The sequence below is a fragment of the Xanthobacter wiegelii genome (genome assembly GCF_043193855.2).
Classification (GTDB): domain Bacteria; phylum Pseudomonadota; class Alphaproteobacteria; order Rhizobiales; family Xanthobacteraceae; genus Xanthobacter; species Xanthobacter flavus_A.
The window spans coordinates 3665874-3691841 of the sequence record NZ_CM195529.1 but is presented as its reverse complement, the minus strand read 5'-3'; the positions used below and the strand labels follow the sequence as shown (position 1 = coordinate 3691841).

The 25968-nt window shown below is 71.1% G+C and carries 23 protein-coding genes and 1 riboswitch; of the genes, 17 read left to right on the top strand and 6 right to left on the bottom strand.

The window, feature by feature from the left end:
- Positions 1–18 precede the first annotated feature (18 nt).
- The 3 genes from V5F63_RS17175 to V5F63_RS17165 all read right to left on the bottom strand — a co-directional run bounded on the left by V5F63_RS17175 (position 19) and on the right by V5F63_RS17165 (position 5125).
- Positions 19–3150: an efflux RND transporter permease subunit gene (locus V5F63_RS17175; RefSeq protein WP_394100785.1), complete on the bottom strand. Its 3132-nt coding sequence runs from the start codon at positions 3148–3150 to the stop codon at positions 19–21.
- Positions 3150–4400, bottom strand: coding sequence for an efflux RND transporter periplasmic adaptor subunit (locus tag V5F63_RS17170; protein WP_394028036.1), 1251 nt, complete (start codon positions 4398–4400; stop codon positions 3150–3152). Before V5F63_RS17170 ends, V5F63_RS17175 begins: the two co-directional genes overlap by 1 nt.
- A 101-nt stretch (positions 4401–4501) precedes the next feature.
- On the bottom strand, positions 4502–5125 hold the full coding sequence (locus V5F63_RS17165; protein ID WP_209484288.1) for a TetR/AcrR family transcriptional regulator: 624 nt from the start codon (positions 5123–5125) through the stop codon (positions 4502–4504).
- Positions 5126–5469: 344 nt separating this feature from the next.
- Between V5F63_RS17165 and V5F63_RS17160 the strand changes: the two genes are divergently transcribed.
- The gene (locus V5F63_RS17160) at positions 5470–5793 is read left to right on the top strand and encodes a DUF3574 domain-containing protein (protein ID WP_394100786.1); all 324 of its coding nucleotides are present in this window, start codon (positions 5470–5472) and stop codon (positions 5791–5793) included.
- Between the two features lie 132 nt (positions 5794–5925).
- On the top strand, positions 5926–6639 hold the full coding sequence (locus V5F63_RS17155; RefSeq protein WP_209484283.1) for a sulfate transporter family protein: 714 nt from the start codon (positions 5926–5928) through the stop codon (positions 6637–6639).
- A 5-nt stretch (positions 6640–6644) separates the two neighbouring features.
- Here V5F63_RS17155 and V5F63_RS17150 read toward each other — a convergent pair whose 3' ends face one another.
- The gene (locus V5F63_RS17150) at positions 6645–8141 is read right to left on the bottom strand and encodes an alpha/beta hydrolase (RefSeq protein ID WP_394100787.1); all 1497 of its coding nucleotides are present in this window, start codon (positions 8139–8141) and stop codon (positions 6645–6647) included.
- A 259-nt stretch (positions 8142–8400) separates the two neighbouring features.
- Between V5F63_RS17150 and V5F63_RS17145 the strand changes: the two genes are divergently transcribed.
- The 12 genes from V5F63_RS17145 to V5F63_RS17090 all read left to right on the top strand — a co-directional run bounded on the left by V5F63_RS17145 (position 8401) and on the right by V5F63_RS17090 (position 21646).
- On the top strand, positions 8401–8868 hold the full coding sequence (locus V5F63_RS17145) for a DUF2948 family protein (protein WP_209484279.1): 468 nt from the start codon (positions 8401–8403) through the stop codon (positions 8866–8868).
- Positions 8869–9184: 316 nt separating this feature from the next.
- Positions 9185–10615 carry a putative bifunctional diguanylate cyclase/phosphodiesterase gene (locus V5F63_RS17140; protein WP_394100788.1) on the top strand — a complete coding sequence of 477 codons (1431 nt, stop codon included), beginning with the start codon at positions 9185–9187 and terminating at the stop codon, positions 10613–10615.
- A 98-nt stretch (positions 10616–10713) separates the two neighbouring features.
- A complete protein-coding gene (hisD, locus tag V5F63_RS17135) occupies positions 10714–12006 on the top strand; it encodes a histidinol dehydrogenase (protein WP_394028041.1) in 1293 nt (430 codons plus the stop codon).
- Positions 12007–12019: 13 nt separating this feature from the next.
- On the top strand, positions 12020–12517 hold the full coding sequence (locus tag V5F63_RS17130; protein WP_209484273.1) for a UPF0262 family protein: 498 nt from the start codon (positions 12020–12022) through the stop codon (positions 12515–12517).
- 6 nt (positions 12518–12523) lie between these two features.
- On the top strand, positions 12524–12985 hold the full coding sequence (locus V5F63_RS17125; RefSeq protein WP_209484272.1) for an arsenate-mycothiol transferase ArsC: 462 nt from the start codon (positions 12524–12526) through the stop codon (positions 12983–12985).
- A 126-nt stretch (positions 12986–13111) separates the two neighbouring features.
- A riboswitch (cobalamin riboswitch) is annotated at positions 13112–13312 on the top strand.
- Positions 13313–13383: 71 nt separating this feature from the next.
- Entirely contained in the window at positions 13384–13854 is a 471-nt protein-coding gene (locus V5F63_RS17120) for a DUF1636 family protein (RefSeq protein ID WP_394100789.1), read from the top strand.
- Complete coding sequence (cobW, locus tag V5F63_RS17115) at positions 13851–14885, top strand: cobalamin biosynthesis protein CobW (RefSeq protein WP_394100790.1); 1035 nt, start codon at positions 13851–13853, stop codon at positions 14883–14885. The genes V5F63_RS17120 and cobW overlap by 4 nt, the downstream gene beginning before the upstream one ends.
- A 3-nt stretch (positions 14886–14888) precedes the next feature.
- Positions 14889–18224: a cobaltochelatase subunit CobN gene (gene cobN, locus V5F63_RS17110; RefSeq protein WP_394100791.1), complete on the top strand. Its 3336-nt coding sequence runs from the start codon at positions 14889–14891 to the stop codon at positions 18222–18224.
- Entirely contained in the window at positions 18221–19519 is a 1299-nt protein-coding gene (cobG, locus tag V5F63_RS17105; RefSeq protein WP_394100792.1) for a precorrin-3B synthase, read from the top strand. Before cobN ends, cobG begins: the two co-directional genes overlap by 4 nt.
- Positions 19516–20151 (top strand): precorrin-8X methylmutase, encoded by a 636-nt coding sequence (locus V5F63_RS17100; RefSeq protein ID WP_394100793.1) that lies wholly within the window; start codon positions 19516–19518, stop codon positions 20149–20151. The genes cobG and V5F63_RS17100 overlap by 4 nt, the downstream gene beginning before the upstream one ends.
- Positions 20148–20873 carry a precorrin-2 C(20)-methyltransferase gene (locus V5F63_RS17095; RefSeq protein WP_394100794.1) on the top strand — a complete coding sequence of 242 codons (726 nt, stop codon included), beginning with the start codon at positions 20148–20150 and terminating at the stop codon, positions 20871–20873. The genes V5F63_RS17100 and V5F63_RS17095 overlap by 4 nt, the downstream gene beginning before the upstream one ends.
- 14 nt (positions 20874–20887) lie before the next feature.
- On the top strand, positions 20888–21646 hold the full coding sequence (locus V5F63_RS17090; RefSeq protein WP_394100964.1) for a precorrin-3B C(17)-methyltransferase: 759 nt from the start codon (positions 20888–20890) through the stop codon (positions 21644–21646).
- On the opposite strand, the gene V5F63_RS17085 is transcribed toward V5F63_RS17090, so the two are convergent.
- Positions 21616–22389: a cobalt-precorrin-6A reductase gene (locus tag V5F63_RS17085; RefSeq protein ID WP_394100795.1), complete on the bottom strand. Its 774-nt coding sequence runs from the start codon at positions 22387–22389 to the stop codon at positions 21616–21618. The genes V5F63_RS17090 and V5F63_RS17085 overlap by 31 nt on opposite strands.
- Between V5F63_RS17085 and cbiE the strand changes: the two genes are divergently transcribed.
- The 3 genes from cbiE to cobM are packed head-to-tail and all read left to right on the top strand — an operon-like array spanning position 22388 to position 24794.
- The gene (gene cbiE, locus V5F63_RS17080; RefSeq protein WP_394100796.1) at positions 22388–23653 is read left to right on the top strand and encodes a precorrin-6y C5,15-methyltransferase (decarboxylating) subunit CbiE; all 1266 of its coding nucleotides are present in this window, start codon (positions 22388–22390) and stop codon (positions 23651–23653) included. The two genes, V5F63_RS17085 and cbiE, sit on opposite strands and share 2 nt — an antisense overlap.
- Positions 23650–24036 carry a cobalamin biosynthesis protein gene (locus V5F63_RS17075; protein WP_209484255.1) on the top strand — a complete coding sequence of 129 codons (387 nt, stop codon included), beginning with the start codon at positions 23650–23652 and terminating at the stop codon, positions 24034–24036. Before cbiE ends, V5F63_RS17075 begins: the two co-directional genes overlap by 4 nt.
- Complete coding sequence (gene cobM, locus V5F63_RS17070; protein WP_209484253.1) at positions 24033–24794, top strand: precorrin-4 C(11)-methyltransferase; 762 nt, start codon at positions 24033–24035, stop codon at positions 24792–24794. The genes V5F63_RS17075 and cobM overlap by 4 nt, the downstream gene beginning before the upstream one ends.
- Positions 24795–24802: 8 nt before the next feature.
- Here cobM and V5F63_RS17065 read toward each other — a convergent pair whose 3' ends face one another.
- A complete protein-coding gene (locus tag V5F63_RS17065) occupies positions 24803–25924 on the bottom strand; it encodes a cobalt-precorrin-5B (C(1))-methyltransferase (protein ID WP_394100797.1) in 1122 nt (373 codons plus the stop codon).
- Positions 25925–25968 lie beyond the last annotated feature (44 nt).

The window sequence follows — 25968 nt, the reverse complement described above, 5'->3', positions numbered from 1 at the left end:
TGGGCGGATGAAGGCTGGCTACTCGCCGGCCGGATGGTGCAGGGCCGGAGGCAGGTCGCGGCCGTCCGGCTCGTCCTTGCCGCCGATGAAGCGGCCGAAGATGCGGCCGAGGAAGTGGCTCAGATCGTCCATCACCGTGAACACCGCCGGCACGAACACCAGCGACAGCACGGTGGAGGTGATGAGGCCGCCGATGACCGCGATGGCCATGGGTGCGCGGAAGGCGCCGCCTTCGCCCAGCGCCAGCGCCGAGGGCAACATGCCGGCCACCATGGCGATGGTGGTCATCACGATGGGCTGCGCCCGCTTGCGGCCGGCCTCGATGAGGGAGGTGAAGCGGTCGACGCCCTGGTGCATGGACTCGATGGCGAAATCCACCAGCAGGATGGCGTTCTTGGTCACGATGCCCATCAGCATCAGGAAGCCGATGACCACGGGCATGGACACCGAGTTGCCGGTGATGAGCAGCGCGATGAAGGCGCCGCCGACGCTGAGCGGCAGCGAGACGAGGATGGTGATGGGCTGCAGGATGTCGTGGAACAGCAGCACCAGCACCGCCAGCACCAGCATCAGGCCCGCCGCCATGGCCATGGCGAAGCCGGAGAACACCTCGGCCATGATCTCCGCGTCGCCGGCCTCCTTCAGCGTCACGCCGGCGGGCAGGTTCTGCGCCGCGGGCAGGGCCTTCACCTTGGCGAGGGCGTCGCCCAAAGGCGTATCGCCCACGAGGTCCGCCTCCACCGCCACGCGGCGGGCGCGGTCGTAGCGGTCGAGGGCGGTCGGTCCCTTGCCGAACTGGACGTCCGCCACGGCGGAAAGCGGCACCGCGCCGCCGGAGGCGGTGGGCACCTTCAGCGCATCGAAGGTGGACAGCCGGGTTCGCGCGTTCTCGGCGAGCTGCACGCGGATGTCGATCTGCCGGTCCTTGGCGGAGAACTTGGCGAGGTTGGCGGAGATGTCGCCGATGGTGGCGATGCGCACCGTCTCGGCGATGGTGTCCACCGAGACGCCCAGTTCGGCCGCCTCGTCGAGCTTGGGCACGATGCGGATCTCCGGCCGGTCGAGGGCGGCGGAGGAAACCACGTTGGCGAGTTCCGGCACGTCGGCGCGCACCGCCTTCTCCACCGCCACCGCGGCCTCGGCCACCGCCGCGCCGTCGCTGCCGGAGAGGATGACCTCGAAGCCGCGCTGGGTGTTCTGTCCGTTCTGGCTCCAGGAGACGCGCAGGTCGGGCATCGTGGCCAGCGTCTTCGAGAATTGGGTCTCGAAGGTCTTCTGGTCGATCTTGCGCGCGCTGCGCGGCTTCAGGTTGATGACGATCTGCGCCTTGCGCACCTCGCCGGAGGACAGCGCGAGGCCGCCGGAGCCGCCTGAGCCGGCGGTGGCGTAGACACTCTTCACCTCGGGCAGGCTGAGCGCCGCGCGGGCGATCTCGTCCGACACCTTCTGCGTCTCCGCCAGCGTGCTGCCGGGCGGCAGTTCCACCGAGAGGAGGGCGCGCGAGATGTCGTTGGTGGGCAGGAAGCCCGAGGGCAGCAGGGTCGAGAGCCAGATGGAGCCGGCGAAGATGGCGATGCCCATGCCGATGGTGGCGAAGCGGTGCTTCACCGACCAGCCGAGCAGGCGCACGTAGCCGCGCATGACGGCGCCGTCCCGGCCTTCGCGGTGGCCGGTGTCCTTCATGAAATAGGCCGCCACCAGTGGCGTGATGAGCCGGGCCACGGCCAGCGAGAACAGCACGGCGATGGCGACCGTCAGGCCGAACTGCTTGAAATACTGGCCCGCGATGCCGCCCATGAAGGACACGGGCGCGAATACCGCGGCGATGGTGAGGGTGGTCGCCACCACCGCGAGGCCGATCTCGTCCGCCGCCTCGATGGCCGCGCGATAGGGCGATTTGCCCATGCGCATGTGGCGGACGATGTTCTCGATCTCCACGATGGCGTCGTCCACCAGGATGCCGGTGACGAGGGTGATTGCGAGCAGGCTCACCGCGTTCAGCGAGAAGCCCAGCATGTCCATGACCCAGAAGGTGGGCAGGATGGACAAGGGGATGGCGAGGGCGGTGATGAGGGTCGCGCGGATGTCGCGCAGGAACAGGAACACCACGATGACCGCGAGGATCGCGCCCTCGATCAGCGTGTGCATGGCGCTTTCATAGTCCGACTTGGTGAAGCGGACCGTGGTGTCGATCTCGGTGACGGTGACGTCGGGATGGGCAGCGCGCAGCTTGTCAAGCTCTTCGGTCACGCGGTCATAGACCGTCACGTCCGAGAAGCCCTTGGCGCGGTAGACGCCAAAGGCCACCACGCTCTTGCCGTCGAGGCGGGCGAACACGCGTTGCTCGGCCGCGCCATCCACCACGGTGCCAAGTTCGCCGAGGCGCACCGAGCGGCCATTGGAGAGCACGATGCGGGTGTCGGCGAGCGCTTCCACGGAGGAGGCGCCGGCGAGTGTGCGGATGGGCTGCTCCTGCGTGCCCACCTCGCCCCGGCCGCCGGAGACATCGAGATTGGTGGCACGCAACTGGCGGCTCACCTCGGCGGCGGTGATGCCGAGCGACATGAGCCGGTCGGGATCGAGCGCGATGCGGATCTCGCGGTCCACGCCGCCCTGCCGCTTCACCTGGGCCACGCCGCGCACGCCCTGCAGGGCGCGGGCGAGGGTGTCGTCGATGAACCAGCTCACCTGCTCCGTCGTCATGTTGGGCGCGGAGACCGCGTAGGTGACGATGGGCAGGCCTTCGATGTCGATGCGCTGGATCTGCGGCTCGTCGATGGAGCGTGGCAGGTCCATACGGATCTTGGTGATGGCGTCGCGCGTGTCGTTCACGGCGCGGTCCACCAGCGTTTCCAGATGGAATTCCACCAGCGTGACGCTCGCCCCCTCGCTGATGGAGGAGGTGATGTGCTTGACGCCGGAGATGCCGGCGATGGCGTTCTCCACCTTCTTCGTCACCTGCGTCTCCAGCTCGCTCGGCGCGGCGCCGGACTGGGTGACGGTGACCATGACGATGGGCAGGTCGATGTTCGGCATCTGCGTCACCGGGAGTTCCCGGAAATGCACGATGCCGAGCGCCGTCAGGATGAAGAAGAAGACGAGGGCGGGGACGGGCTTGCGGATAGCCCAGGCGGAGACGTTGAGAGCCATCAGCGCGCCTCGCCGAGGGAGAGCGGCGCGCGCACCGGTGTCACCCGGTCGCCGTCCCGCAGGAAGCTGCCGGCCCGCGCCACCACGTCCGCTTCGGGGGAGAGCCCCTCGGTGACGAGGATGCGCCCATCCTTCTTGAGGCCGGGGGTGACGCGCTGGATGCCGACGATGCCGTCGGTGACGGTGAGCACATAGGCGCCCTCCGCATCGAACATGACGGCGGACTGGGGCAGGCTGAGACCCTTCACCTCGCCGAGCGCGATCACCGCGCGGCCATAGGCGCCGGACTTCAGGCGCGGGTCGTCGGGCAAGGCGATCTTCACCTTGCCGAGGCGCGAGGCGCGGTCCACCTCGGCGGAAACGAGGCGCACCTTGCCGCCGATGGGCTCGTCGAAGCCGGCCGGCACGACCTGGACGGAAAGCCCGTCCTTCATGCGCGGCATGGCGCCTTCGGGCACGTCGGCGTCGAGGTCCATGGCGCCGTCCTCGGCGATGCGGAACAACGGCGCGGCGCGGGTGGACAAGGCGATGGCGCCAAGCTTCGCCTCGCGCGACAGCACGAGGCCGGAGGCGGGGGCGCGCACGTCGGTGCGCTTCAGCTTCACGTCCAGCTCGTCGCGCTGCGCCTTCACGAACACCGCTTCCGCCTGGGCGGCGATCAGCGTCTCGCGGGCGGCGGCGACCTGGGCGGTGGCGACCTTGGCCGCGCGCTCGCGCTGCTCCAGCTGCTCCTGAGAGGAGGTGCCGGTCTTGCTGAGCTGGCGGGTGCGCTCCACCGCCGAATTGGCCTCGGTCTCCTGCGCGATGGCCTGGTCAAGGGCGGCCTGCTGCTGGGCGATGGCGGCGCGGGCCTTGGCGGCGGAGGCGGTGTTCTGGGCGAGCTGGGTCTCCAGCACGTCGCGCGACAGGCGGGCGAGCACCTGGCCCTTCTGGACCCGGTCGCCGGCCTCCACCAGAATCTCCATGAGGCGATAGCCCTCGATCTCCGGCCCCACCTCGATCTCCTCGCGCGGCTTGATGGAGCCGGTGACGAGCAGCGTGTCGGTCAGGGTATCGGGCCGGGGCTTCACCACCGTCACCGAGAGCGCGGCCGCGCGGGCCGCCTCGGCCGCCTTGGCCGGATCGGCTGCGACGGCGGGAGGCGCGGCAAGGGCTCCGGCGGCAAGGGCTCCGGCGGCGAAAGCCGAGACGGCAAGGCGGGAAGCCGCAGAGCGGGCGGGACGGAGCGCCGGACGGACGGACGCAGACATGGTGGACAGAACCTCGTTCCGGATGGGCGCGGGAACGTGCGGCTGAACCGCGGCATTCCCGTGACGCAAGACAAGGGCGATGCAGTTCTTGAGTGTGCGTGTCATTCCGGCACCGCTTTCGGTTGGGCCGGGGATAGCATCCGGCGCACCATCGCCTCGATCTCGGGCAGCCGGTCCTCCAGCTGCCATTCGGGATGCAACTGGTGATGCAGGAGCAGGCCGTCGCCGACGACCTGCAGCATCATGGCGACCAGGTCCGGGTCGAGCGCGGGGTCGATCTCACCCTGCCTTTCGGCGGCAGCGAGGGCGTCGGCCAGAAGGATGCTGGTTTCCGCCTCGCAAGGTTCGATCGCCTTGCGCAGGTCAGCGTTGCGGATCGCCTCTGCCTGAATCTCCGGTCCGAGCCGTGCTGTGGCGATATTGCGCTCTGTGAACAGGATGCGCAGGCACGCGACCATCCCGCCCAGCACCGACGGCGCCTTGGTGATCATGTCGAACATGCCGAGCCGTTCGGCCCGCTCGCCCTCGACGATGGCGGCGATGAGCGATTCCTTGGAGGGGAAATAGCGGTAGAGCGCCCCCGGGCTCATGCCCGCCTCGGCGCAGATCTTCTGCATGGACGCGCCATGGAAGCCGTCGCGGCCGAAGCAGACCACGGCGGCATCGAGGATGCGCTTGCGCTGTTCCTGCTTGTGGTCCGGACGCGAGGCGGCAGCGTCGCGCATCGCGGTCTCTGGGAAGGAACGTGACATCTGGGCGGGTCGACACCTTGCAGGATGGCTGAGAGCGAATGTTCGTTCGCAATAATCCAACCAAGTCCCCGACGCAAGAGTGAACGTTCGTTCGCAGCGCTTGAGCCGCCGCCGCTTGCGGCATCGCGCCGGGCCGCCAATGCTCGGCATTCCCAGCGGAGCCCCGATTCCCGATGCCGCTTCCAATGCCCGTTTCCGTCAGAACCCGCCAAGCGCGGCTTTGTGCCGCGGTCCTTTTGGCCGGCCTGCTTCTTTCCACCGCCGCACACGCCGAGGAGGCCGCCCCCGCGACGCTCCAGCCGGGCATGAGCGTTGTGATGATCGAGACCAAGCTCCTCTTCGGCCTCGCCAGCGCCGACGGCAGCGGGGTAAGCGAGCAGGAATGGGAGGGCTTCCTCGCCCGCGAGGTGACGCCCCGCTTCCCGGACGGACTCACCGTGATCGCCGCCTACGGCCAGGTGAAGGGCGAGGCGCATGGTTCGACGCAGGTGGTGCGCGAGGGCATGCGCCTCGTGCTGATCTACCACCCCGACACGCCCGAGGCGGCGGCGAAGCTGGCGGAGATCCGCCGGCTCTTTTCCGAGCGGTTTCACCAGTGGGGCGTGCTGCAGGTGACCAACGCGGTGCGCGTCACGCTGTGAGGCTCCTGCATCGCTCGGCCGCCGCGCGGGTTCATCTTGCTTGGCGCACTTGAGCCGTGAGGCCCCACACCCTACCTCTCGCCCACACCTCCGGCCTTTGCGCCTGAGGGGCCGCGCTCACCGGGAGAGACCATGCTCGCCGCCGCCATCCTCGCCCTGCGCCAGACCTTCTCGCCGCTGCTGCGCGGCGTGCTCCTGAAATCCATGGGGCTGGCGCTGGCGCTGCTCATCGGCCTCGCGGTGGGGCTGGAGGCGGCGCTGACGCACTTTGTCGAGATCTCGTCCTATCCGTGGATCGAGACCACGCTGGCCGTGATCGCGGGGCTGGGGCTGGTGTTCGGCGTGGTCTATCTGATGCCGGCGGTGTCCTCGCTGGTGGCCGGCCTCTTCCTCGACGAGGTGGCCGAGCGGGTGGAGGCCGCGACCTATCCCAACGATCCGCCCGGCCAGCCGCAGCCCTTCCTGCGCGCGCTGCTCTATTCCCTGCGCTTCTTCGGGCTGGTGCTGCTCGTCAACCTCGCGGCCCTGTTGCTGCTGCTGGTGCCGGGGGTGAACGTCATCATCTTCTACGTGGCCAACGCCTATCTCATCAGCCGGGAATATTTCGAGCTGGCGGCCATGCGCTACCGCTCGCCCGAGGAGGCGCGGGCGCTCCGACGGGCGAACGGGGTGAAGGTGTTCGTCGCCGGCCTTTTGATCGCGCCCATCCTGTTCGTGCCGATCCTCAACCTCATCCTGCCGGTGTTCGGCACCGCCTTCATGGTGCATTTCCACCGCCGCCTCGCCCCGCTGCCGGCAGCACGCGGCGCCGATGGCACGCTGGTAATTGAAGGCCGCCGGGTCTGACGCCCTCAGGGCGCCCGCGCTGGCGGCAGTCCCGCGGCGACGCGTTCTTCCAGATAGGGAAAGAAGGGATTCGACGACATGCGGACCAGCATGTCCACGCCCACGACCAGCGCGCCATATTCCCCCCGCGCCGCGATATCGCCGAGGCGGATGCCGAACTTTTCCGCCGGGTCCGGATCGAGCCCGTAGAGCCCGTCCGACAGCGGGAAGGGCACCGCGACATGGGAGAGCGAATACACATCGTCCGGATAGGGGGCGCTGAGCGGCCGCACGGTTTCCTCGCGCGCGCCGGCCGGCGTCTCGCGCACCACGGTTGTGGAGGCGCCGGGCGCCGCATTGCCGATGACGGCGGTGCGGAAGCGGCGCGGCGCCGGGGGCAGCAGGGACGTGATGGCGGTATCGGAGCGCTGTGTCAGCAGGTCCTCGAACTGGCCCGAGCGGTTGATGTCGAACAGCACCAGCTCGCTGCCATTGTCCTCCAGCCGCGCGTGCAACTGTTCGATCACCGCCCGCGCGCTCACCGTGTGGTCGAGCACCGACTGGAAGGTGAGCACCGGCGCGAGGCCCGTAAGGCGGCCGGAGCGGGCGTGGCGCTCGATATTGGCTTGCAGAAGCTGGGTCAGCGCGAAGGATTCGCGCGCGGCATGCACCGGGAAGGAATTGTACTTGAAGGGGTTGAATTCCGGCACGATGTTCAGCCACGCCGCCTTGGCGAAGGCCGGGAAGATGGCCGGAAGCCCCGCGAGGCCGGCGAAGCGGGCGAATTCCGTCACCCCCACCATGGGCGACATCAGCACGATGCGGGCCGGCCGCACCAGCGCGGGATCGTCCAGCGCGTCGAGCGCATGCATCAGCGCCAGCGCGCCGCCGTTGGAATATCCGACGATATGCACCGGCCGGTCCGGCCCCACGCGCCTGCGGGCCTCGCGCATGGCGAGGCGTGTGGCGGCGATCCACTCCTCGTGGCCGATTTCCGTCAGCGATCCGGGCACGGTGCCGTGTCCGGGCAGGCGCAGCACGATGGCGATGAAGCCATGGTCCGCATAAAGCTGCGCCAGATGCCGGTGGCTGTAGGGGGAATCCGTGAGCCCGTGCAGGAATACCGCCGCCCCCGCCGGCTCGCCCCCATCTTCGCGCGCCTTGGGCTGAAGCACGTAGGTGCGGTTGAAGTCCTGCGCGAAGCCGGGCGGGTAGATGGGGCTGGAGGCGAAGTAGCGGTTGAAGCGGACGCGATCCTCCGGGTCCACCTTGTCGGTCACATTGGCCTTCACGCCAGCGAAGGCCTTGTCCTCGGCGGCCATGTAGGCGGCGAGGTCGGCGCGCGCGAGTTCGCTGCGGCTCAGCTCCGGCGGGTGGTAGGTGTGCCAGCGGTCAAGGGGCGGGCCGCGCTGGGAATCCACCGCCCGTACCACGAAGACCGTGGCGATGACCGCGAAGATCAGCAGCGCCGCGATTTTCACCGTGCGCTTCGTTCCCCGCCACATGAACCCGACCGCCCCCATCCGTGCCTCCCCCGTCGCGGGGCGAACCTACAGGGCGCAGCCTTGCCGGCAAAGCACGCCGACGCGACCGCCCGTGCGCCCTGATCGAGCGTGGCCGGATGCGCGCCGGCGCCCGGTGAAGGCACCGGCCGCGCCCCCTCTCCCGCAAGGGGAGAGGGGAGAACAGCCCGCAGCGGGGCCACCTTCCTCCCCCCAGCCCCTTGCGGGCGGCGGGTGGCGTCGCTATCTGCGGTTCACGCCCCCAAGAGGCTGCATCGCAATGGAAAACCTGAAGCTCATCGCCCTCGACGAGGAAGACCTCGCCATTTTTTCCGCCCATCTGCAGGATGCGGTGGTGAAGAAGGTGGACATGGGCTTCCTGCCCCGGCTGCAGCGTTTTGCCCTGGTGCTGAACCGCTTCGACTGGGACCAGAAGGTCGCCGCCAACGAGACGGTGCGCCGCCGCACCGGCCTGCATTTCGAGCGGGTGCGGGACGTGAAGTGCCGCGGCATGGAGGAGGCGCAGCGGACCGGCGTGCTCAATCTTCTCGCCGTCACCTTCATGCCGGGCGACCAGCCCTCGGGCTTCGTCTATCTCACCTTCTCCGGCGGTGCCGAGGTGCGGCTCGAGGTGGAGTGCATCGAGGCCGGCCTCAGGGATCTCGGCCCGGCCTGGGGCTGCACCCATGCGCCCAGGCATCCGGAAGTTGCCGACCCCGCCGCCAGTCCAGGCGGTAGCGCAGGATAGGGTCCTCGCCCAAAACCCAAGAATTCGAACCGCGTATGATCCGTGCGTATCGCAGGGTCGTAACGTTCTGGCGATGATTGATGATGACGCTGACACAGGCGGTCAGCGTCACTCTGGAATCGTCGCTATGAAATGTGTTATGAATGCACGTAGTTAATGGTGGCCAGGGGCTGCCAAGGACCAAACACCTATACTTATGTCGCGCGGCACTTCAAATAATGCGACCAGTCGTCGTTCGATCCTGACTTATGGCAGCATAATCCTCGTATCCATCGCCTCTTATTTTGCCCTCCTCCATTTGGACATTTTTCATCCTTTGTTTTCGCTGGGGTCCAGGCATGAAGTCTGGTATCTCGATGAAGTATTCGCCGGATGGGCTGTCGCGACACTCGTTCTCATCACGATCCTGATCGTCCGCGAACGCCGGCTGCGCAGGCTCGTGGTCCGGCAGCGGGCGACGCAGAAGGAGGCGGACGATGCCTCCGCATTCGACAGTCTCACCGGCATCGCCAACCGCATGCAGTTCGAGCAGGAATTCAGCCGGGAGCTGAAGGCGGCCTGGGGCAAGGGCACGCGTCTCGCGCTCCTTGTGGTGGACGTGGACATGATGCGCGGGGTGAACGAGCAGCACGGACATGTCGCCGGTGACGATCTCCTGCGCCAGGTGGCGGCGCGCCTCGTTTCCACCCCGCGTCGCGATGGCATGGTCGCCCGGCTGGGAAGCGCCGAGTTCGCCATCCTGTTCCCGATGGGGGCTGATGAGACCGATGCGCTCTTTCGAATGGCGAGCCGTCTGCTGTCGCGCCTGCGCGAGCCGTTCGATTGTCATGGCGCCGAAGTTGAGATCACCGCCAGCATCGGCATCAGCAAATACCCCCGCGACGGGTCGTCGCCGTCCGTGCTCCTGCAATCCGCCGAAAAGGCCCTTCGCCAGGCCAAGGCCGCAGGCAAGGACCGCTATGCGCTCTATGATTCCGACCTCGACGCGCGCGGACGGGCGCGACGCGAAATCGAGGCCGAGCTCAGGGCCGGCCTGGAATCCGGCGAGATCGTCGCCCAGTACCAGCCGGTGGTCAGGCTCGCGACGGGCGAGACGGCGGGATTCGAGGCGCTGGCGCGCTGGCGGCATCCCGAGCGTGGCCTCCTTGGTCCGGTGGACTTCATCCCCATCGCGGAGGATGAGGGCCTGATCGATGCGCTGTTCACCGCCATGCTGCGCCGGGTGGGGAATGACCTCGCCACCTGGCCGACACAGCTGCCGGTGGCCGTGAACCTCTCCCCGGTCCAACTGGCGGATCCACGCCTTCCGTTTCGCACCCTTGCGCTCTTCGCGCAGATGAACATTCCGCCCCACCAGATCGAGCTGGAAATCACCGAGACGGGCCTTCTGGCCGATTTCGAAACCGCGCGCAGCACCCTTGCGGCCTTCAAGCAGGCCGGAGTGCGCATCTCCCTCGACGATTTCGGCACCGGCTTTTCCAGCCTGCGCCATCTCAACGAGCTGCCCATCGACAAGATCAAGATCGACCGATCCTTCACGCGGCGCATCGCCACAGAGGCGCAGAGCAGCAAGATCATCACCTCCATGCTCAGCCTCGGCCGGGCGCTGGATCTGACCACCGTGGCGGAGGGTGTCGAGACCCGCGAGGAGGCCAACTTTCTCCTGAGCCAGGGCTGCGAGCTCGCGCAGGGCTACCTGTTCGCCCGGCCGCTCTGGCCCCAGGAGGCCTTCCGCGCCGCCCGTTGACCCTCCGCACCGCGCCCGGTTGCGCGGCGAGGGCCGATGCACGGCGGCTGCACCGCTTGGGGCTTCCCTCGCGCGCGAACCTGCTCTAGCAAGGCGGCATGCCGATCCGCCTCACTCTTTCCCAGCCCGACTTTCCCGAGCGCTTCATCGACTTCCTCGGCTCCAAGCGCGAGGCGTCCGTGGACGTGCAGGACAAGGTGTCCGCCATCATCGCCGATGTCCGCGCCCGCGGCGACCGGGCGTTGGTGGACCTGTCGCGCACCTTCGACCGGGTGGACCTCGACGCCCTCGGCATCAAGGTGAGCGACGCCGAGCTGGACGCGGCCCTCGCCTCCATCCCGGAAGAGACCCGCGCGGCGCTGGACTTCGCCAAGGCCCGCATCGAGGCGCACCACGCCCGCCAGAAGCCAACGGACGAGACCTATGTGGACGCCGCCGGCGTCACCCTCGGCCATCGCTGGACCAGCGTGGATGCCGTGGGCCTCTACGTGCCCGGTGGTACCGCCGCCTATCCGTCATCCGTGCTGATGAATGCGGTGCCGGCGCAGGTGGCTGGCGTGCCGCGCATCGTCATGGTGGTGCCGGCGCCGGACGGCGTGATCGCGCCGCTGGTGCTTGCGGCCGCCCGGCTCGCCGGGGTGCACGAGGTCTATCGCGTGGGCGGGGCGCAGGCGGTGGCGGCGCTCGCCTACGGGACGGAGACCATCCGTCCGGTGGACAAGATCGTCGGCCCCGGCAACGCCTTCGTGGCGGCGGCCAAGCGGCAGGTGTTCGGCAAGGTCGGTATCGACATGGTGGCCGGCCCCTCCGAGGTGCTGATCCTCGCCGACGGCGACGCGAGCGCGGATTTCATCGCCGCCGACCTCCTTGCCCAGGCGGAGCATGACACCGCCGCCCAGTCCATCCTCATCACCAATTCGCCGGAGCTGGCGGACCGGGTGGAACAGGCGGTGGAGGGCATGCTCGCCACCCTGCCGCGCGCCGCGATCGCCTCCGCCTCCTGGCGCGACCATGGCGCCATCTTCCTGGTGGACAGCCTCGCCGACGCCATCCCGCTGGTGGACCGGATCGCGCCGGAGCATCTGGAAATCCACGCGGCGGACGCCGACGCGCTGGCCGCCAGGGTGCGGCACGCCGGCGCCATCTTCATCGGCGCCTGGACCCCGGAGGCCATCGGCGACTATGTGGGCGGCACCAACCACGTGCTCCCCACCGCCCGCTCGGCCCGCTTTTCCTCCGGGCTCGGCGTGCTGGACTTCATGAAGCGAACGTCCATCCTCAAGCTCGATGCCGACGCGCTGGAAAAGCTCGGCCCGGCCGCCGTGCGCCTCGCCGCCGTGGAGCGGCTGGACGCGCACGGGCGGTCCGTCTCCATCCGCAGCAACAGATGACGGGGGAATAGCGATGAGCGACAAGCCGGAGAGGAGCCCCACGGCCCGCCTCTGCGCCGTGACCCTCGACGACGCCTCCATCGGCCACGCCGGCAGCCCGGACATCGAGCACGAGCGCGCGACCGCCATCTGGGACCTCATCGAGGACAACAGCTTCATGCCCTGCGGCGATCCGGGGGAGGGGCCTTACCGCCTCGTCATCTCGCTCGCCGACAACCGCCTCGTGCTGGACGTCAAGCGCGAGAGCGGCGATCAGGTGGTGCAGCACCACCTCTCTCTCACCCCCTTCCGCAAGGTGGTGAAGGACTATTTCCTGGTCTGCGAGAGCTATTACAACGCCATCCGCACCGCCTCGCCGAGCCAGATCGAGGCCATCGACATGGGCCGGCGGGGCCTGCACAACGAGGGATCGACGCTGTTGCAGGAGCGCCTGGACGGCAAGGTGGTGGTGGATTTCGACACCGCCCGCCGCCTGTTCACGCTCATCTGCGCCCTGCACTGGAAAGGCTGAGCGACGATGGAGCCCCCTGCGGCGCCCCAGCGCTCAGCGCGGCCGCAATCGGTTCTCTTCATGTGCGGACAGAACGTGGTGCGCTCGGTGATGGCGTCCGCGCTCGCCCGGCATCTGTTCGGCAAATCCGTCTATGTGGGCTCGGCCGGGGTGATCGCCGGCGATGCCGATCCCTTCGTCACAGCGGTGATGGAGGAGATCGGCCTCGACGTGAAGAAGCACAGGCCGCAGAGCGTCGAGGATCTGGAAGAGTATGAGGGGCTGAATTTCGACCTCGCCATCTCCCTCTCCCCCGACGCCCACCACCGCGCGCTGGAGCTGACCCGCACCAACGCCCTCAAGGTGGAATATTGGCCCACCCCAGACCCCACCGGCGAAGGCGGCAACCGCGAGCAGCGCCTCGACGCCTACCGGCAGGTGCGCGACGAGCTGGAACGGCGAATCCGGGCGCGGTTCCGGCAGATCTAGAGGCGCGGTGCCCGGCCGATGAACCGCCGCGCGCCCGGTGCACGGCTGCCGCTCCGGCTGCGCCGTTGCTGTCCGACGTGCGAACGTGGTTCCCGTCCCTCATTTGACAATCCCGCCCGCCCTGCCTTTAGTGGCGGCGTCGAAGGTCCCGTGTTCCCACACGGGCGAAAAAGGGAATGCGGTGCGGAGGTGAATACCCTCCAATGCCGCGGCTGCCCCCGCAACTGTCGGCGGTGAGCCCCTGCCAGACGCCACTGGAGTTATCCGGGAAGGCGGCAGGGGCGGTGATCCGCGAGCCAGGAGACCTGCCTTCGACGAGGTCCGCGCCGGGCGGGGTGCTCCGGTTCTGCGTCCCTTCGAGCCCGCACGCGTGGGCGCTCGCACCCGTGGACCGGCCGGTGGAGCGCAGCGCGATTCCCGACAGCACGTCACCCGAGCCGGGCGCTGAAAGCCTGGAATCCGGCTGCGCGCCTGAAGCCGCGCGCGATACCGCTCCCGCCGTCACCCTCCTCATCTGCACGACCTGCCGCGCCCCCGGCAACGACGCCCCGCCCGACGCCGAGCGCGACGGCGCGCGCCTCCTCGCCTCCGCCTGTGCGGCCACCGTCTCCGACGGCGTCGCGGTCGTGGGCGTCTCTTGCCTCGCCAATTGCAAGCGCGCGCTGTCCGCCGCCATGGTCCGCCGCGACGGCTGGACCTATGTGTTCGGCGACCTTTCCCCCGACAGCGCCGCCGACCTTCTCGCCGGCGCTGCGCTTCTCGCCGGCTCGCAGGACGGCCTGATGCCATGGCGCGGCCGGCCGGACGAGCTCAAGCGCGGCATGGTCGCGCGCATTCCCCCGCTTTCCCTTCCCAAGGAGACCCGATGACCTCGCTCGCCCGCGTGCCCTGCACCATCGTCACCGGCTTCCTCGGCGCCGGGAAGACGACGCTGATCCGCCATGTGCTCGAGAATGCCGGCGGCAAGCGCCTCGCGGTCATCGTCAACGAGTTCGGTGACGTGGGCATCGACGGCGAAATCCTGAAGGGCTGCGGCATCGAGAGCTGCGACGAGACCAGCATCGTGGAACTCGCCAACGGCTGCCTCTGCTGCACCGTGGCGGATGATTTCGTGCCGGCGCTGGACCAGATCCTCGCCCGCGCGCCGAGAGTGGACCACATTCTCATCGAGACCTCCGGCCTCGCTTTGCCCAAGCCCCTGGTGCAGGCCTTCCAGTGGCCGGCCATCAAGGGCCGGGTGACGGTGGATGGCGTGATCGCCGTGGTGGATGGCCCGGCGCTGGCCGAAGGCCGCGTCGCGCCCGATCTCGCCGCGCTCGATGCGCAAAGGGCCGGGGATGAGAGCCTCGATCATGACGACCCGGTGGAAGAGGTGTTCGAGGACCAGATCGCTTGCGCCGATCTCGTCGTGCTCTCCAAGTCCGACCTCTTGGACGCGGCCGGTTTCGCCGCCGCCGAGAAGGCGGTGGCCGGCGCCCTGCCGCGCGCGGTGAAGCTGGTGCGGGCCTCCGGCGGCAGGGTGGATCTGGCGGTGCTGCTCGGTCTCGGCGTCGGCGCGGAGGATGTTATCGATGCCCGCCGCACCCACCACGACGATGAGGAAGACCACGACCACGACGAGTTCGAGAGCATCGTCCTCGCTCTGCCCGAGATCGCCGATCCCGCCGCGCTGGCCGCCCGCGTGGTGAAGGCGGCCGAGACGCCGGACGTGCTGCGCGTGAAGGGCTTCGCCGCCGTGGAAGGCAAGCCGCTGCGCCTGCTGGTGCAGGGCGTCGGCCCGCGCGTGTCGCACCATTTCGATCGCGCATGGAATGCGGGCGAGGCACGGCGCGGGGCGCTGGTGGTGATCGGCCTCAAGGGCTTCGATCGCGCGGCCGTGGAACAGGCCATCCTCGGCTAGGCCATGCACATCCTCGCCACCACATCGACGAGCCTGGAGGAGTTGGCCGAGCCGGTCGACCTCGCCCAGCCGCCCGGCGACATGGTGGCCCTCTCCTTCACCGACAGCGATCTCATCGGCCTGTCCGCCGCCTGGCGGGCGCGCGGCGATGCGGTTCCGAGCCTGCGCCTCGCGCGGCTGAAGGATCTGCGCCACCCCATGTCCGTGGATTTGTGGGTGGAGAAGGTCGCGGCCAAGGCGAAGGTGGTGCTGGTGCGCCAGCTGGGCGGGCTGGACTGGTGGCGCTACGGTGCCGAGCGATTGGCCGCCATGGCCCGCGCGCGCGGCATCGCCCTCGCGCTCCTGCCGGGGGAGGACCAGGACGATCCGCGCCTCGCCGCTCTCTCCACGCTGCCGCAGGACACGCTCGCCCTTTGGCTCGGCTATTTCCGCGCCGGCGGGCCGGAGAACATGGCGGCCCTGCTCTCCGCCATGGGCGAGGCAGCGGGCTTCGCCGCGCCCGGACCCATCCCCGCGCCGCGCCCGGTTCCGGGCACTGCCTTCCATCGCCCCGGCGCCGGTCTCGCGACGCTGGAGGACGTGCGCGGAGCCCGCGAAGGGCGGCCGAACGCGCTCATCCTCTTCTATCGGTCGCAATGGCTCGCCGCCGACACCGCCGCCGTGGATGCGCTGGCGGAGGCGCTGGAGGCGCGGGGCATCGCGGCGCACTGCCTGTTCGTTCCCAGCCTGAAGGCGCCGGAGGCCCGCGCCGCCGTGCGGGAGGCTTGCGCGGCGCTCGATCCGGCGGTCATCCTCACCACCACCGCCTTCGCGGCAGGAGACGCGGCTGAGCTGTTCCCGGAAGGTGGCCCCCCGGTGCTTCAGGCCGCGCCCGCGACCACGGCGCGGGAGGCGTGGGCGGGGAGCCCGCGCGGCTTCTCGGCGGCCGACCTCGCCATGCACGTGGTGCTGCCGGAGCTGGACGGGCGCGTGCTGGCCGGCGCGCTCTCCTTCAAGGATTTCGCCCCGCCCGACGCCGACCTCGCCTTCACCGCCGCCATCAACCGGCCGGAGCCGCAGGCGGTGGCCCATGTGGCGGACCGCGCGGCGGCGCTGGTCCGCCTCGCCGCCACGCCCCGCGCAGAGCGGCGCCTTGCGCTGATCCTGCCGGACTATCCCGGCGCCGAGGGCCGCTCGGGCTATGCGGTGGGCCTCGACGTGCCCGAGAGCGCGCGGCGGATGCTCGGAACGCTGGCGGCGGCTGGATATGGCGCGGGCCCCGTGCCCGACGATGCAAAGGCGCTCCTCGCCGCCATCCGGCCGGAACCGGCACTGGCGCTGGACGACTATCGCCGCCAGTTCGCCGTTTTGCCCGAGCCCGTGCAGGCCGCCGTGACCGCCGCCTGGGGCGGGCCTGAGGACGATGCAGACGTGAGCGACGGCGCCTTCCGCTTCCGCCTCGCCCCGTCCGGAAACATCACGCTCGCCTTCGCCCCCGATCGCGGCGCGAGCCTCGACCGGCGGGCGGATTATCACGACGCGAGCCTGCCGCCGCGCCACGGGCTCCTCGCCTTCGGCCTGTGGCTGCGCGCGGGGCTCGATGCCCATGCGGTCGTCCATCTCGGCGCCCATGGCACGCTGGAATGGCTGCCGGGCAAGGCGGTGGCGCTCACGCCGGCCTGTTTCCCGCAGGTGGTGATGGGCGCGCTGCCGGTGGTCTATCCCTTCATCGTCTCCAATCCCGGCGAGGCGGCGCAGGCCAAGCGCCGGCTCGCCGCCGTCACCATCGGCCATCTGCCGCCGCCCCTCACGAGTGCGGGCCTCAGCGAGGCCGAGCAGCGGCTGGAGCGGCTGGTGGATGAATATGCGCAGGCGGACGGCCTCGACCGCCGCCGCCGCGAACGTCTGGCCACGCTCATCGTCGAGACCGCTGCCGAGACCGGCCTTGCCGCCACCGCCGGTGTTGCCGCCGGCACCGATCCCGACGAGGCGCTGCGCCGCATCGATGCCTGGCTGTGCGACCTGAAGGATCTGGCGGTGAAGGACGGCCTCCACATCTTCGGCGCCGTGCCCGAGGGCGAGGCCGACCCGCTGCGCGCCGCCTCGGCGGATGCGGAGACCCGTGCATTGCTGACCGCCCTCGACGGACGCTTCGTGCCCGCCGGCCCGGCCGGGGCCCCGGCGCGGGGGCGGCGGGACGTGCTGCCCACCGGGCGCAATCTCTTCACCGCCGATCCGCGCACGCTGCCCACCCCCACCGCCTGCGACCTCGCCCGCAAGGCGGCGGACGAGGCGCTGCGCCTCATCCTGCAAGAGCAGGGCGACTGGCCCCGCGCGCTGGTGCTGGACCTGTGGGGCAGCGCCAGCCTGCGCACGGGGGGCGAGGAGATCGCCCAGGGGCTCGCCTTCCTCGGTTGCCGGCCGGTGTGGGAGGCGGCGACGGGCCGCGTGACGGGCGTGGAGGTGCTGCCGCCCGCCGTGCTCGGCCGCCCGCGCATCGACGTGACCTTCCGCATCTCCGGCCTGTTCCGCGACATCTTCCCCACCCAGATCGCTTTGCTCGATGCCGCCGTCCGCGCGGTGGCCGCGCGCGACGAGGAGGAGAGCGAAAACCCCCTCGCCGCGGCCCGGCGCAAGGGCGAGGACCTCGCCCGCCTGTTCGGCTCCGCCCCCGGCGCCTATGGCGCGGGCATCGAGGCGCAATTGCAGCGCGGCGCGTTCGAGACGCGGGAGGAATTGGGCGCCGCCTATCTCGCCGCCGCCTCCCATGCCTATGGCGGGGCGGACGGGATGGCACGCCCGGCACCCGGCCTGTTCGCGGCACGCCTCGCGGAGGCGGATGCGCTCGTGCATGGGGCGGACGATGCGGCCCGCGACCTGCTCGACGGCAGCGAGGACGCCGCCTTCATGGGCGGCTTCGCGGCGGCGGGTGCGGCGCTCGGGCGCTCGGCCCATCTGGTCGTGCTCGATACCACGGACCCCGACCGTCCCCGCGCCCGGCCGCTGAAGGAGGCGCTGACGCGGCTGGTGCACGGGCGCGTCTCAGTCCGTTTCATCGCCGGCCAGATGCGCCATGGCCCGCGCGGCGCTTCGGAGCTGGCGGAGACGGTGGACCGCCTCGTCGCCTTCGCCGAGACCACCGAGCAGGTGCCCTCCGCTTTGCTGGATCGGCTGCACGCCGCCTATCTGGGCGACCCTCAGGTGCGCGCCTTCCTCCTCGCGCAGAACCCCGATGCCGCCCGCGCCATCGCCCGCCGCTTCGCCGATGCCCGGCGACGCGGCCTGTGGCATGCCCGGCGCAACGATCTCGACGCCGATCTCGAAGCGCTCCGCGACGCGGGCCGGGAGGCCGCGGAATGACGCCCATCCCACCTACCCGCCGCGGCGCCTGCCCTGCCTTTCTCGCGCCCATGGAGACCGGGGACGGCCTCATCCTGCGCCTCGTACCGTCCGATGGCCGGCTCTCCCCGGCGCAATTGCGCGGGCTGGCGGACGCCGCCCGCCGCTTCGGCAACGGGATGATGGAGGTGACGGCGCGCGGCAGCCTTCAGGTGCGTGGGCTCGCACCGGAGACGGTCGGACCCTTGCAGGTGGCAGTGGCCGCCCTCGGCATCACCCCACGCATCGGGCTGGCGGTGGATGTCTCGCCATTGGGGGGGCTCGACCCCAGCGAGGTGTCGGATGGCCATCCGCTCGCCGCCGCCATCCTCGCCGGGGCGGAGCATTTGGCGGGGCAACTGGGGCCGAAGGTGTCCGTGGTGGTGGAGGGCGGCGGCGTCAGCCTCGCGGGGCAGAAGGCCGATGTGCGGCTGGTGGCCACCGGGCCGGGGCAATGGGCGCTGACCGTCGGCAATGGACCGGCCCGCGTGCTGCCCGAGGCGGAAGCGGCGGCCGAGGCGCTGGCCGCGCTCTCCGCCATCGCCGCCTTGGGCCGCGCCGCCCGCGCCACCGATCTGCCCGGCTGCGACGGCCGGGCGCGCCTTGCCGAGGTCGGGCCGCCGCTGGGGCTCATGCCTCTTGCGGACGGGACGCTGGCGTTCGGCTTCGGCCTGCCGTTCGGGGCCGGCGATGCCGGGCAGTTCGCGGCCATCGCCGATGCGGCGGAAGCGGCCGGCGCGCGGGATCTTCGCCCCGCGCCCGAACGCACGCTCATCGCCACCGGGCTGTCGGAAGGCGCCGCCGACACCTTCGCCGCGCGCCTCGCCGCGCTCGGCTGCGTCACCGCCCCGGGCGATCCGCGTGCCTCCATCGCCGCCTGCGCCGGGGCGCCGGCCTGCGCCTCCGCGCATGTCCCCGCCCGCGCGCTGGGCCCGGTTCTGGCGGAGGCCTTCGCGCCGCTGCTGGATGGAACGGTTTCGCTGCACCTCTCGGCCTGCACCAAGGGCTGCGCCCATCCGGCGCCCGCCACCCTCGCCTTCGTGGGCATGGACGGCGGCGTCGCGCTGGTGCATGACGGCCCGGCCTCCGGCGCGGCGCGCCCGGTGCGGCCTGAGGCAGACTTTCCCGCCGCCGTCGCATCCCTCGCCGCGACGCTGGCGGCCCGGCGCGCGCCGGGCGAAACCACCCGCGCGCTCCTCGCCCGCCTCGATCCGGTGGGCCTGTGGGCGGGCGCGGCCATGAACAGAACAGACGACGTGACGAGCCGCGCAGAATGACCCTTCCTCTTGATTACGTGCGCGACGGCACGGCCATCTACGAGCGATCCTTCGCCATCATCCGCGCGGAAGCCGACCTCTCCCGCTTTTCGGCGGACGAGGAGGACGTGGCGGTGCGCATGATCCACGCCTGCGGCCTCGTGGAGGCGGCGCGGGACTTCGTGTTCGGCCCCGGCGCGGTCGCCGCCGCGCGCGCGGCGCTTCAAGCCGGCGCGCCGATCCTGTGCGATGCGCAGATGGTGGCCCACGGCATCACCCGCGCCCGCCTGCCCGCCGGCAATGAGGTGATCTGCACCCTGCGCGATCCGGCGGTGCCGGCGCTGGCGGAAAAGCTCGGCACCACCCGCTCCGCCGCCGCGCTGGAATTGTGGGGCGATCGCCTCGCCGGCGCGGTGGTGGCCATCGGCAATGCGCCCACCGCGCTCTTTCACCTGCTGGAAATGCTGGATCGCGGCGCGCCCAAGCCGGCGGCCATCCTCGGCATGCCGGTGGGCTTCGTGGGCGCGGCGGAATCGAAGGATGCGCTGGCGGACGATCCGCGCGGCGTGCCCTTCGCCATCGTGCGCGGGCGGCTCGGCGGCAGCGGCATCACCTCCGCCGCTGTCAACGCGCTTGCGAGGGCCGGGCTGTGAAGGGGCATCTCATCGGCGTGGGCGTCGGCCCGGGCGATCCCGACCTTCTCACCCTCAAGGCGGTGAAGGCGCTGCAAAGCGCGGACGTGGTGGGCTATTTCGCCAAGGCCGGCAATGTCAGCCACGCGCGCACGGTGGCCGCCGCCCACTTCCCGCCGGGTGCGGTGGAGCTGCCGCTGCTCTATCCCGTCACCACCGAGATCCACCGGCATGACGACGCCTACCGCACGGCCATCGCCGCCTTCTACGACGCCTCCGCGGCCGCGGTGGCCGAGCATCTCATGGCCGGGCGCACGGTGGCGGTGCTGAGCGAGGGCGACCCGCTCTTCTACGGCTCCTACATGCACATCCATGTGCGCCTCGCGGGGCGGTTCCAGACGCAGGTGATCCCCGGCGTCACCGGCATGTCCGGCTGCTGGTCGGAGGCCGGCGCGCCCATCGCACAGGGCGACGACGTGCTGATGGTGCTGCCCGGCACGCTGGACGAAGACGAGCTGGCGCGGCGCCTCGCGGAGGCGGACGCGGCTGTCATCATGAAGGTGGGGCGCAACCTGCCGAAGATCCGCCGGGCGCTGGCCGCTGCCGGCCGGCTGGAGAAGGCGGTCTATGTGGAGCGCGGCACCATGGCCGATTGCGCGCTCATTCCGCTCGCCGAACGGGCGGAGGGGCCGGCGCCCTATTTCGCCATCGTGCTGGTGCCCGGCTGGGAGCGCGCGGCGTGAACGGGCGGCTGACGGTGGCGGGTCGTCTTACGGTGGTCGGCCTCGGCCCGGGTTCGGCGCGGCAGATGACGCCGGAGGCGGCCGAGGCGGTGGCGGCGGCGGATGTCCTCTTCGGCTATATGCCCTATCTCGCCCGCCTGCCGGAGCGGCCGGGGCAGGAGCGGCGCGCCTCGGACAATCGCGAGGAAATCGCCCGCGCCTCCGCCGCGCTGGAAGCCGCCGTGGCCGGCGCGAAAGTCGTCATGGTCTCCGGCGGTGATCCCGGCGTGTTCGCCATGGCGGCGGCGGTGTGCGAGGCCATCGAGCATGGCCCGGCGGAATGGCGGGGGCTGGATGTCGAGATCGTGCCCGGCGTCACCGCGATGCTGGCGGTGGCCGCCCGCTGCGGCGCGCCCTTGGGGCACGATTTCTGCGCCATCTCCCTTTCGGACAATCTGAAGCCGTGGCCGCTGGTGGAAAAGCGCCTCGCGCTCGCCGCCGAGGCCGGCTTCGTGATCGCCCTCTATAATCCCATCAGCAAGGCGCGGCCCTGGCAGCTCGGCCGCGCGTTCGAGCTGCTGCGGGAGAAGCTGCCGGGCTCCGTGCCGGTGGTGTTCGGCCGGGCGGCGGGGCGGGCGGACGAGCGCATCGCGCTTTCGACGCTGGCGGAGGCTGACCCCGCGCAAGCGGACATGGCCACCTGCGTCCTCATCGGCACCGCCGAAACACGCGTCGTGCCGCGCGAGGGGAAATCCCCCCTCGTCTATGCGCCGCGCTCGGCGCCCGCGCCGTGAGCGAGGATGCCGTCGAGCCACGCCTCGGCCTCGGCCGGGCGCTCCACGGCGGTGACGTCCGGCGTCGGGGGGCGGGCGATCAGGAGTACCTCGATGGCGAGCGCCCGCGCCGCCGCCATCTTGCCATAGGTGGCGCTGCCGCCGCTGTTCTTGGCCACGATGGCGTCGATGCCATGGGCCTTGAGCAGCGCATGATCCTCTGCCTCGCCGAACGGCCCGCGCCCGAGCACATAATCCGCCTGCGGCACGGCGAGCGGGGGCGCGACGGGATCGACGCTGCGGACGAGATAGGTGTGCTGGGGCGCCGCCTCGAAGGCGCGCACCTCATTGCGGCCGAGGGCGAGGAAGACGCGGCGGGGTTGCTCCCCCAGCGCCGCCACGGCGGCCGGCACGTCCGCCACTTCGCGCCAGCGGTCGCCCTCTTGCGCCTGCCACGGCGCGCGGCGCAGCGCGAGGAGCGGCACGCTCGCCGCCGCGCAGGCCAGCGCCGCGTTGAAGGACATGCGCGCGGCGTAAGGGTGCGTCGCATCGATGACGGCGGCGATGCCCTCCGCCTTGAGATAGTCTTCCAGCCCGGACGGCCCGCCGAAGCCGCCGACGCGCACCGGCACCGGCTGCGGCGCGGGATTTTCCGTGCGGCCGGCGAGCGAGAGCGTGACGCGGATGTCCGTTCGCGGCGCAAGCCGGGTCGCGAGCGCGCGGGCATCGCCGGTTCCGCCGAGGAGGAGAATGTGGGGTTTCATGGCTGACGCAGAGGGGATCATCGCCGCCGACACTGCCCCGGCTGGGCGCTGGCTGTCCATCGTCGGCATCGGCGAGGATGGGGCGGATGGACTCTCCCCCGCCGCCCGCGCCGCTATTTCCGCCGCCGAGATCGTGTTCGGCGGGGCGCGGCATCTGGCGCTGGCCGGCGACCTGGTGACGGGTGAGGGGCGGGTGTGGCCGAGCCCCTTTAGCCTGGACGGCGTGCTGGCCGCGCGCGGGCGCAGCGTATGCGTGCTGGCCTCGGGCGATCCGTTCCTCTACGGCGTCGGCGCGAGCCTTGCCCGCCATGTGCCGGCGGCCGAGATGGCGGCCTTTCCCGCCCCCTCCGCCTTCGCGCTGGCTGCTGCGCGGCTGGGCTGGGCGCAGCAGGAGGTGGACATGGTCTCCCTCCATGGCCGCCCGCTGGCGCGGCTGCGACCCTTCCTGCAGGACGGCGCAAAGCTGCTGCTGCTGACCTCGGACGGGGAGGGACCGGCGCAGGTGGCGGCTTTTGCCACCGCCCACGGCTGCGGCGCCTCGCGCCTCACGGTGCTGGAGGCGCTGGGCGGGCCGGCGGAGTGCATCCGCAGCGCCACGGCCGAAGCGTTCGATCTGAAAGACGTGGCCGCCCTCAATTTGGTGGCGCTGGAGGTCAAGGCCGCGCCGGGCGCGCCTGTCCTCCCGCTCGCCGCAGGCCTTGCGGACGACCTGTTCGAGCATGACGGCCAGATCACCAAGCGCGAGGTGCGCGCGCTGACCCTCTCCTCCCTCGCGCCGCGACGGGGCGAATTGCTGTGGGACATTGGCGCGGGGGCGGGCTCCATCGCCATCGAATGGCTGCTGGCGCATCCCTCGCTTTCCGCCATCGCCATCGAGGGGCATGGGGAGCGCGCCGCCCGCATCGGCCGCAATGCGTCGCGGCTCGGCGTGCCCCACCTGAAGGTGGTGGAGGGTGCGGCACCGGGCGCCCTTGCCGGATTGCCCACGCCGGATGTGATCTTCATCGGCGGCGGCGCCAGCGAGCCCGGCGTGTTCGACACGGCACTCAAGGCGCTGAAGCCGGGCGGGCGGATGGTGGCCAATGCGGTGACGCTGGAGACCGAGGCGCTGCTGATCGCCGCCCACGCCGGCCTCGGCGGCACGCTCACGCGCATTTCGCTGGCGCGGTCGGTGGCGGTGAAGGGCATGACCGGCTGGCGGCCGGCCATGCCGGTGACGCAATGGCGCTGGGTGAAGCCCGGCGCGATGGGAGAGGGCGCATGATCGTCGCCGGGATCGGCTCGAAGCGGGGCGTGTCGGTGGAGGAGGTGATCGCCGCCTTCGACGCTGCCCTCGCGCGCGCCGAACTGGAGAGGGACGACGTGTCCCTCGTCGCCACCCCGGCGATCAAAGGCGGGGAGGCGGGCATCAGCGAGGCGGCGGCGCTGCTCGGCCTGCCCTTGGTGCTGGTGCCGCAGAGCCAGCTCGAGGCCGCGTCCAGCCGGGCCAAGACCCATTCCGAGCGGGTGGTGGCGCTGCTGCGCGTGCCTTCCGCCGCCGAGACGGCCGCGCTGGCGGCGGCGGGGGCGCACGGCCGCCTCATCGGTCCGCGCCTCGCGCTCGGCCCCGTCACCTGCGCGCTGGCGCGGCGGGAGGGCGTGGTGTGACCGTCCATTTCATTGGCGCCGGCCCCGGCGCGGCAGACCTCATCACCGTGCGCGGACGCGATCTCATCGCCCGCTGCCCAGTGTGCCTCTATGCCGGCTCCATCGTGCCGGCGGAGATGCTGGGCTGGTGCCCGCCGGGCGCGCGTATCGTCGATACGGCGCCGCTGGACCTTGACCGGATCGAAGCGGAATATGTCCGCGCCTTCGAGGCCGGGGAGGACGTGGCGCGTCTCCATTCGGGCGACCTCTCGGTCTACAGCGCGGTAGCCGAGCAGATGCGGCGCCTCGAGCGGCGGGGCATTCCCTATACGCTCACGCCCGGCGTGCCGGCCTTTGCCGCTGCGGCCTCCGTGCTCGGGCGGGAGCTGACCGTGCCGGAGGTGGCGCAGAGCCTCGTCATCACCCGCGTCTCCGGCCGCGCCTCGGCCATGCCGGAGGCGGAAAAGCTGGCGGCCTTCGCCCAGACGGGGGCGACGCTCGCCATCCATCTCGCCATCCATGCGCTGGATCAGGTGGTGGCGGAACTGGTGCCCGTGCTGGGCGCCGACTGCCCGGTGGCGGTGGTGGCGCGGGCGACGTGGCCGAACGAGCGGGTGGTGAGGGGCACGCTCGGCGATATCGCCGGCAAGCTCGCCGCAGATCCCATCCCGCGAACGGCGCTGATCCTCGTGGGGCGGGCGCTCGCGGCGGAGGATTTCCGCGAGAGCGCGCTTTACGACACGGCCTATGTCCGCCGCTTCCGCGGGGGCGGCGAATGAAGCGCGGTTCAGCGCTTCGCGGCAGACAGCGGCGCGCGGCCCATGAGGGTGCCGTCGCGGTCGAACACGGTGATTTCCAGCAGCACATCCGCCCGGTCGAGGGCGCGGGCGGCGGTGGCCCAGGCGGCGCGCGCTACGCAATCGCCCAGCGGGACGCCAGCGGCGGCCGCGATCTGGAAGGCCTCCGCCACCATGTTGGCCCCGGCGATGCGCGTGCAGAGATCGGCCTCCGCGCCCGCTTCGGCGGCGAGGCGGGCGAGGGCGGGAAGATCGGCGCTGCCGCGCTTGGAGTGCAGGTCCAGGAAGCCCTGCGCGAGCTTGGTCATCTTGGCGACGCCGCCGGCCACCGTCACCTTGGGCACGGGGTGGGCGTGAAGATATTTCAGCATGCCGCCGACGAAATCGCCCATGTCGATGAGGGCCACCTCGTCGAGCCCATGCAGCTTCTGCACCGCCGCCTCCGAGGCGGAGCCGGTGGCGCCGGCCACGTGGTCGAGCCCCATGGCGCGCGCGACGTCGATGCCGCGATGGATGGAGTGGATCCACGCCGCGCAGGAATAGGGCACGACGATGCCCGTCGTCCCCAGCACCGACAGGCCGCCGACGATGCCGAGGCGCGGGTTGAGCGTCTTCAGCGCCAGCGCCGCGCCGTCATCGATGGAAATCTCCACCTCCGCGTCGGGCGCGACGCCATAAGCGGCGGCCACCTCCGCGATGCCGGCGGCGATCATGCGGCGGGGCACGGGATTGATGGCCGGCTCGCCGGGCGGAATGGGCAGGCCCGGCCGCGTCACGGTGCCGACGCCCGCGCCGGCCTTGAAGGTGATGCCCGCGCCCGCCGCGCCGCGCCGCACGGTGGCGCGGACGAGGGCGCCGTGGGTCACGTCCGGATCATCGCCCGCATCCTTCACAATGCCGGCGGTGGCCATCTCCGCCGCGCGCTCGTGCATGGCGAGCGCGAAGGCCGGGCGGGCGCCGGAGGGCAGCTCCACCTCGACCGGATCGGGAAAGTCGCCAGTGACCAGCGCCGCGAACGCCGCCTTGGCCGCGCCGGCCGCGCAAGTGCCGGTGGTCCAGCCGCGTTTCAGCGGCCTGTCGGGTGCGTCGTCGGCGGTGTCGCCCGTGCTCATGATGTTGGTGATAGCGGGCCGGACGCGGGCAAGGAAGGGTGCGC

Excerpts from the sequence above, each read along its gene's own strand:
- V5F63_RS17175 (WP_394100785.1), bottom strand. The coding sequence starts at position 3,150 with ATGGCTCTCAACGTCTCCGCCTGGGCTATCCGCAAGCCCGTCCCCGCC.
- V5F63_RS17170 (WP_394028036.1), bottom strand. The coding sequence starts at position 4,400 with ATGTCTGCGTCCGTCCGTCCGGCGCTCCGTCCCGCCCGCTCTGCGGCT.
- V5F63_RS17165 (WP_209484288.1), bottom strand. The coding sequence starts at position 5,125 with ATGCGCGACGCTGCCGCCTCGCGTCCGGACCACAAGCAGGAACAGCGC.
- V5F63_RS17160 (WP_394100786.1), top strand. The coding sequence starts at position 5,470 with ATGATCGAGACCAAGCTCCTCTTCGGCCTCGCCAGCGCCGACGGCAGC.
- V5F63_RS17155 (WP_209484283.1), top strand. The coding sequence starts at position 5,926 with ATGCTCGCCGCCGCCATCCTCGCCCTGCGCCAGACCTTCTCGCCGCTG.
- V5F63_RS17150 (WP_394100787.1), bottom strand. The coding sequence starts at position 8,141 with ATGGGGGCGGTCGGGTTCATGTGGCGGGGAACGAAGCGCACGGTGAAA.
- V5F63_RS17145 (WP_209484279.1), top strand. The coding sequence starts at position 8,401 with ATGGAAAACCTGAAGCTCATCGCCCTCGACGAGGAAGACCTCGCCATT.
- hisD (WP_394028041.1), top strand. The coding sequence starts at position 10,714 with ATGCCGATCCGCCTCACTCTTTCCCAGCCCGACTTTCCCGAGCGCTTC.
- V5F63_RS17130 (WP_209484273.1), top strand. The coding sequence starts at position 12,020 with ATGAGCGACAAGCCGGAGAGGAGCCCCACGGCCCGCCTCTGCGCCGTG.
- V5F63_RS17125 (WP_209484272.1), top strand. The coding sequence starts at position 12,524 with ATGGAGCCCCCTGCGGCGCCCCAGCGCTCAGCGCGGCCGCAATCGGTT.
- cobW (WP_394100790.1), top strand. The coding sequence starts at position 13,851 with ATGACCTCGCTCGCCCGCGTGCCCTGCACCATCGTCACCGGCTTCCTC.
- cobN (WP_394100791.1), top strand. The coding sequence starts at position 14,889 with ATGCACATCCTCGCCACCACATCGACGAGCCTGGAGGAGTTGGCCGAG.
- cobG (WP_394100792.1), top strand. The coding sequence starts at position 18,221 with ATGACGCCCATCCCACCTACCCGCCGCGGCGCCTGCCCTGCCTTTCTC.
- V5F63_RS17100 (WP_394100793.1), top strand. The coding sequence starts at position 19,516 with ATGACCCTTCCTCTTGATTACGTGCGCGACGGCACGGCCATCTACGAG.
- cbiE (WP_394100796.1), top strand. The coding sequence starts at position 22,388 with ATGGCTGACGCAGAGGGGATCATCGCCGCCGACACTGCCCCGGCTGGG.
- V5F63_RS17085 (WP_394100795.1), bottom strand. The coding sequence starts at position 22,389 with ATGAAACCCCACATTCTCCTCCTCGGCGGAACCGGCGATGCCCGCGCG.
- V5F63_RS17075 (WP_209484255.1), top strand. The coding sequence starts at position 23,650 with ATGATCGTCGCCGGGATCGGCTCGAAGCGGGGCGTGTCGGTGGAGGAG.
- V5F63_RS17065 (WP_394100797.1), bottom strand. The coding sequence starts at position 25,924 with ATGAGCACGGGCGACACCGCCGACGACGCACCCGACAGGCCGCTGAAA.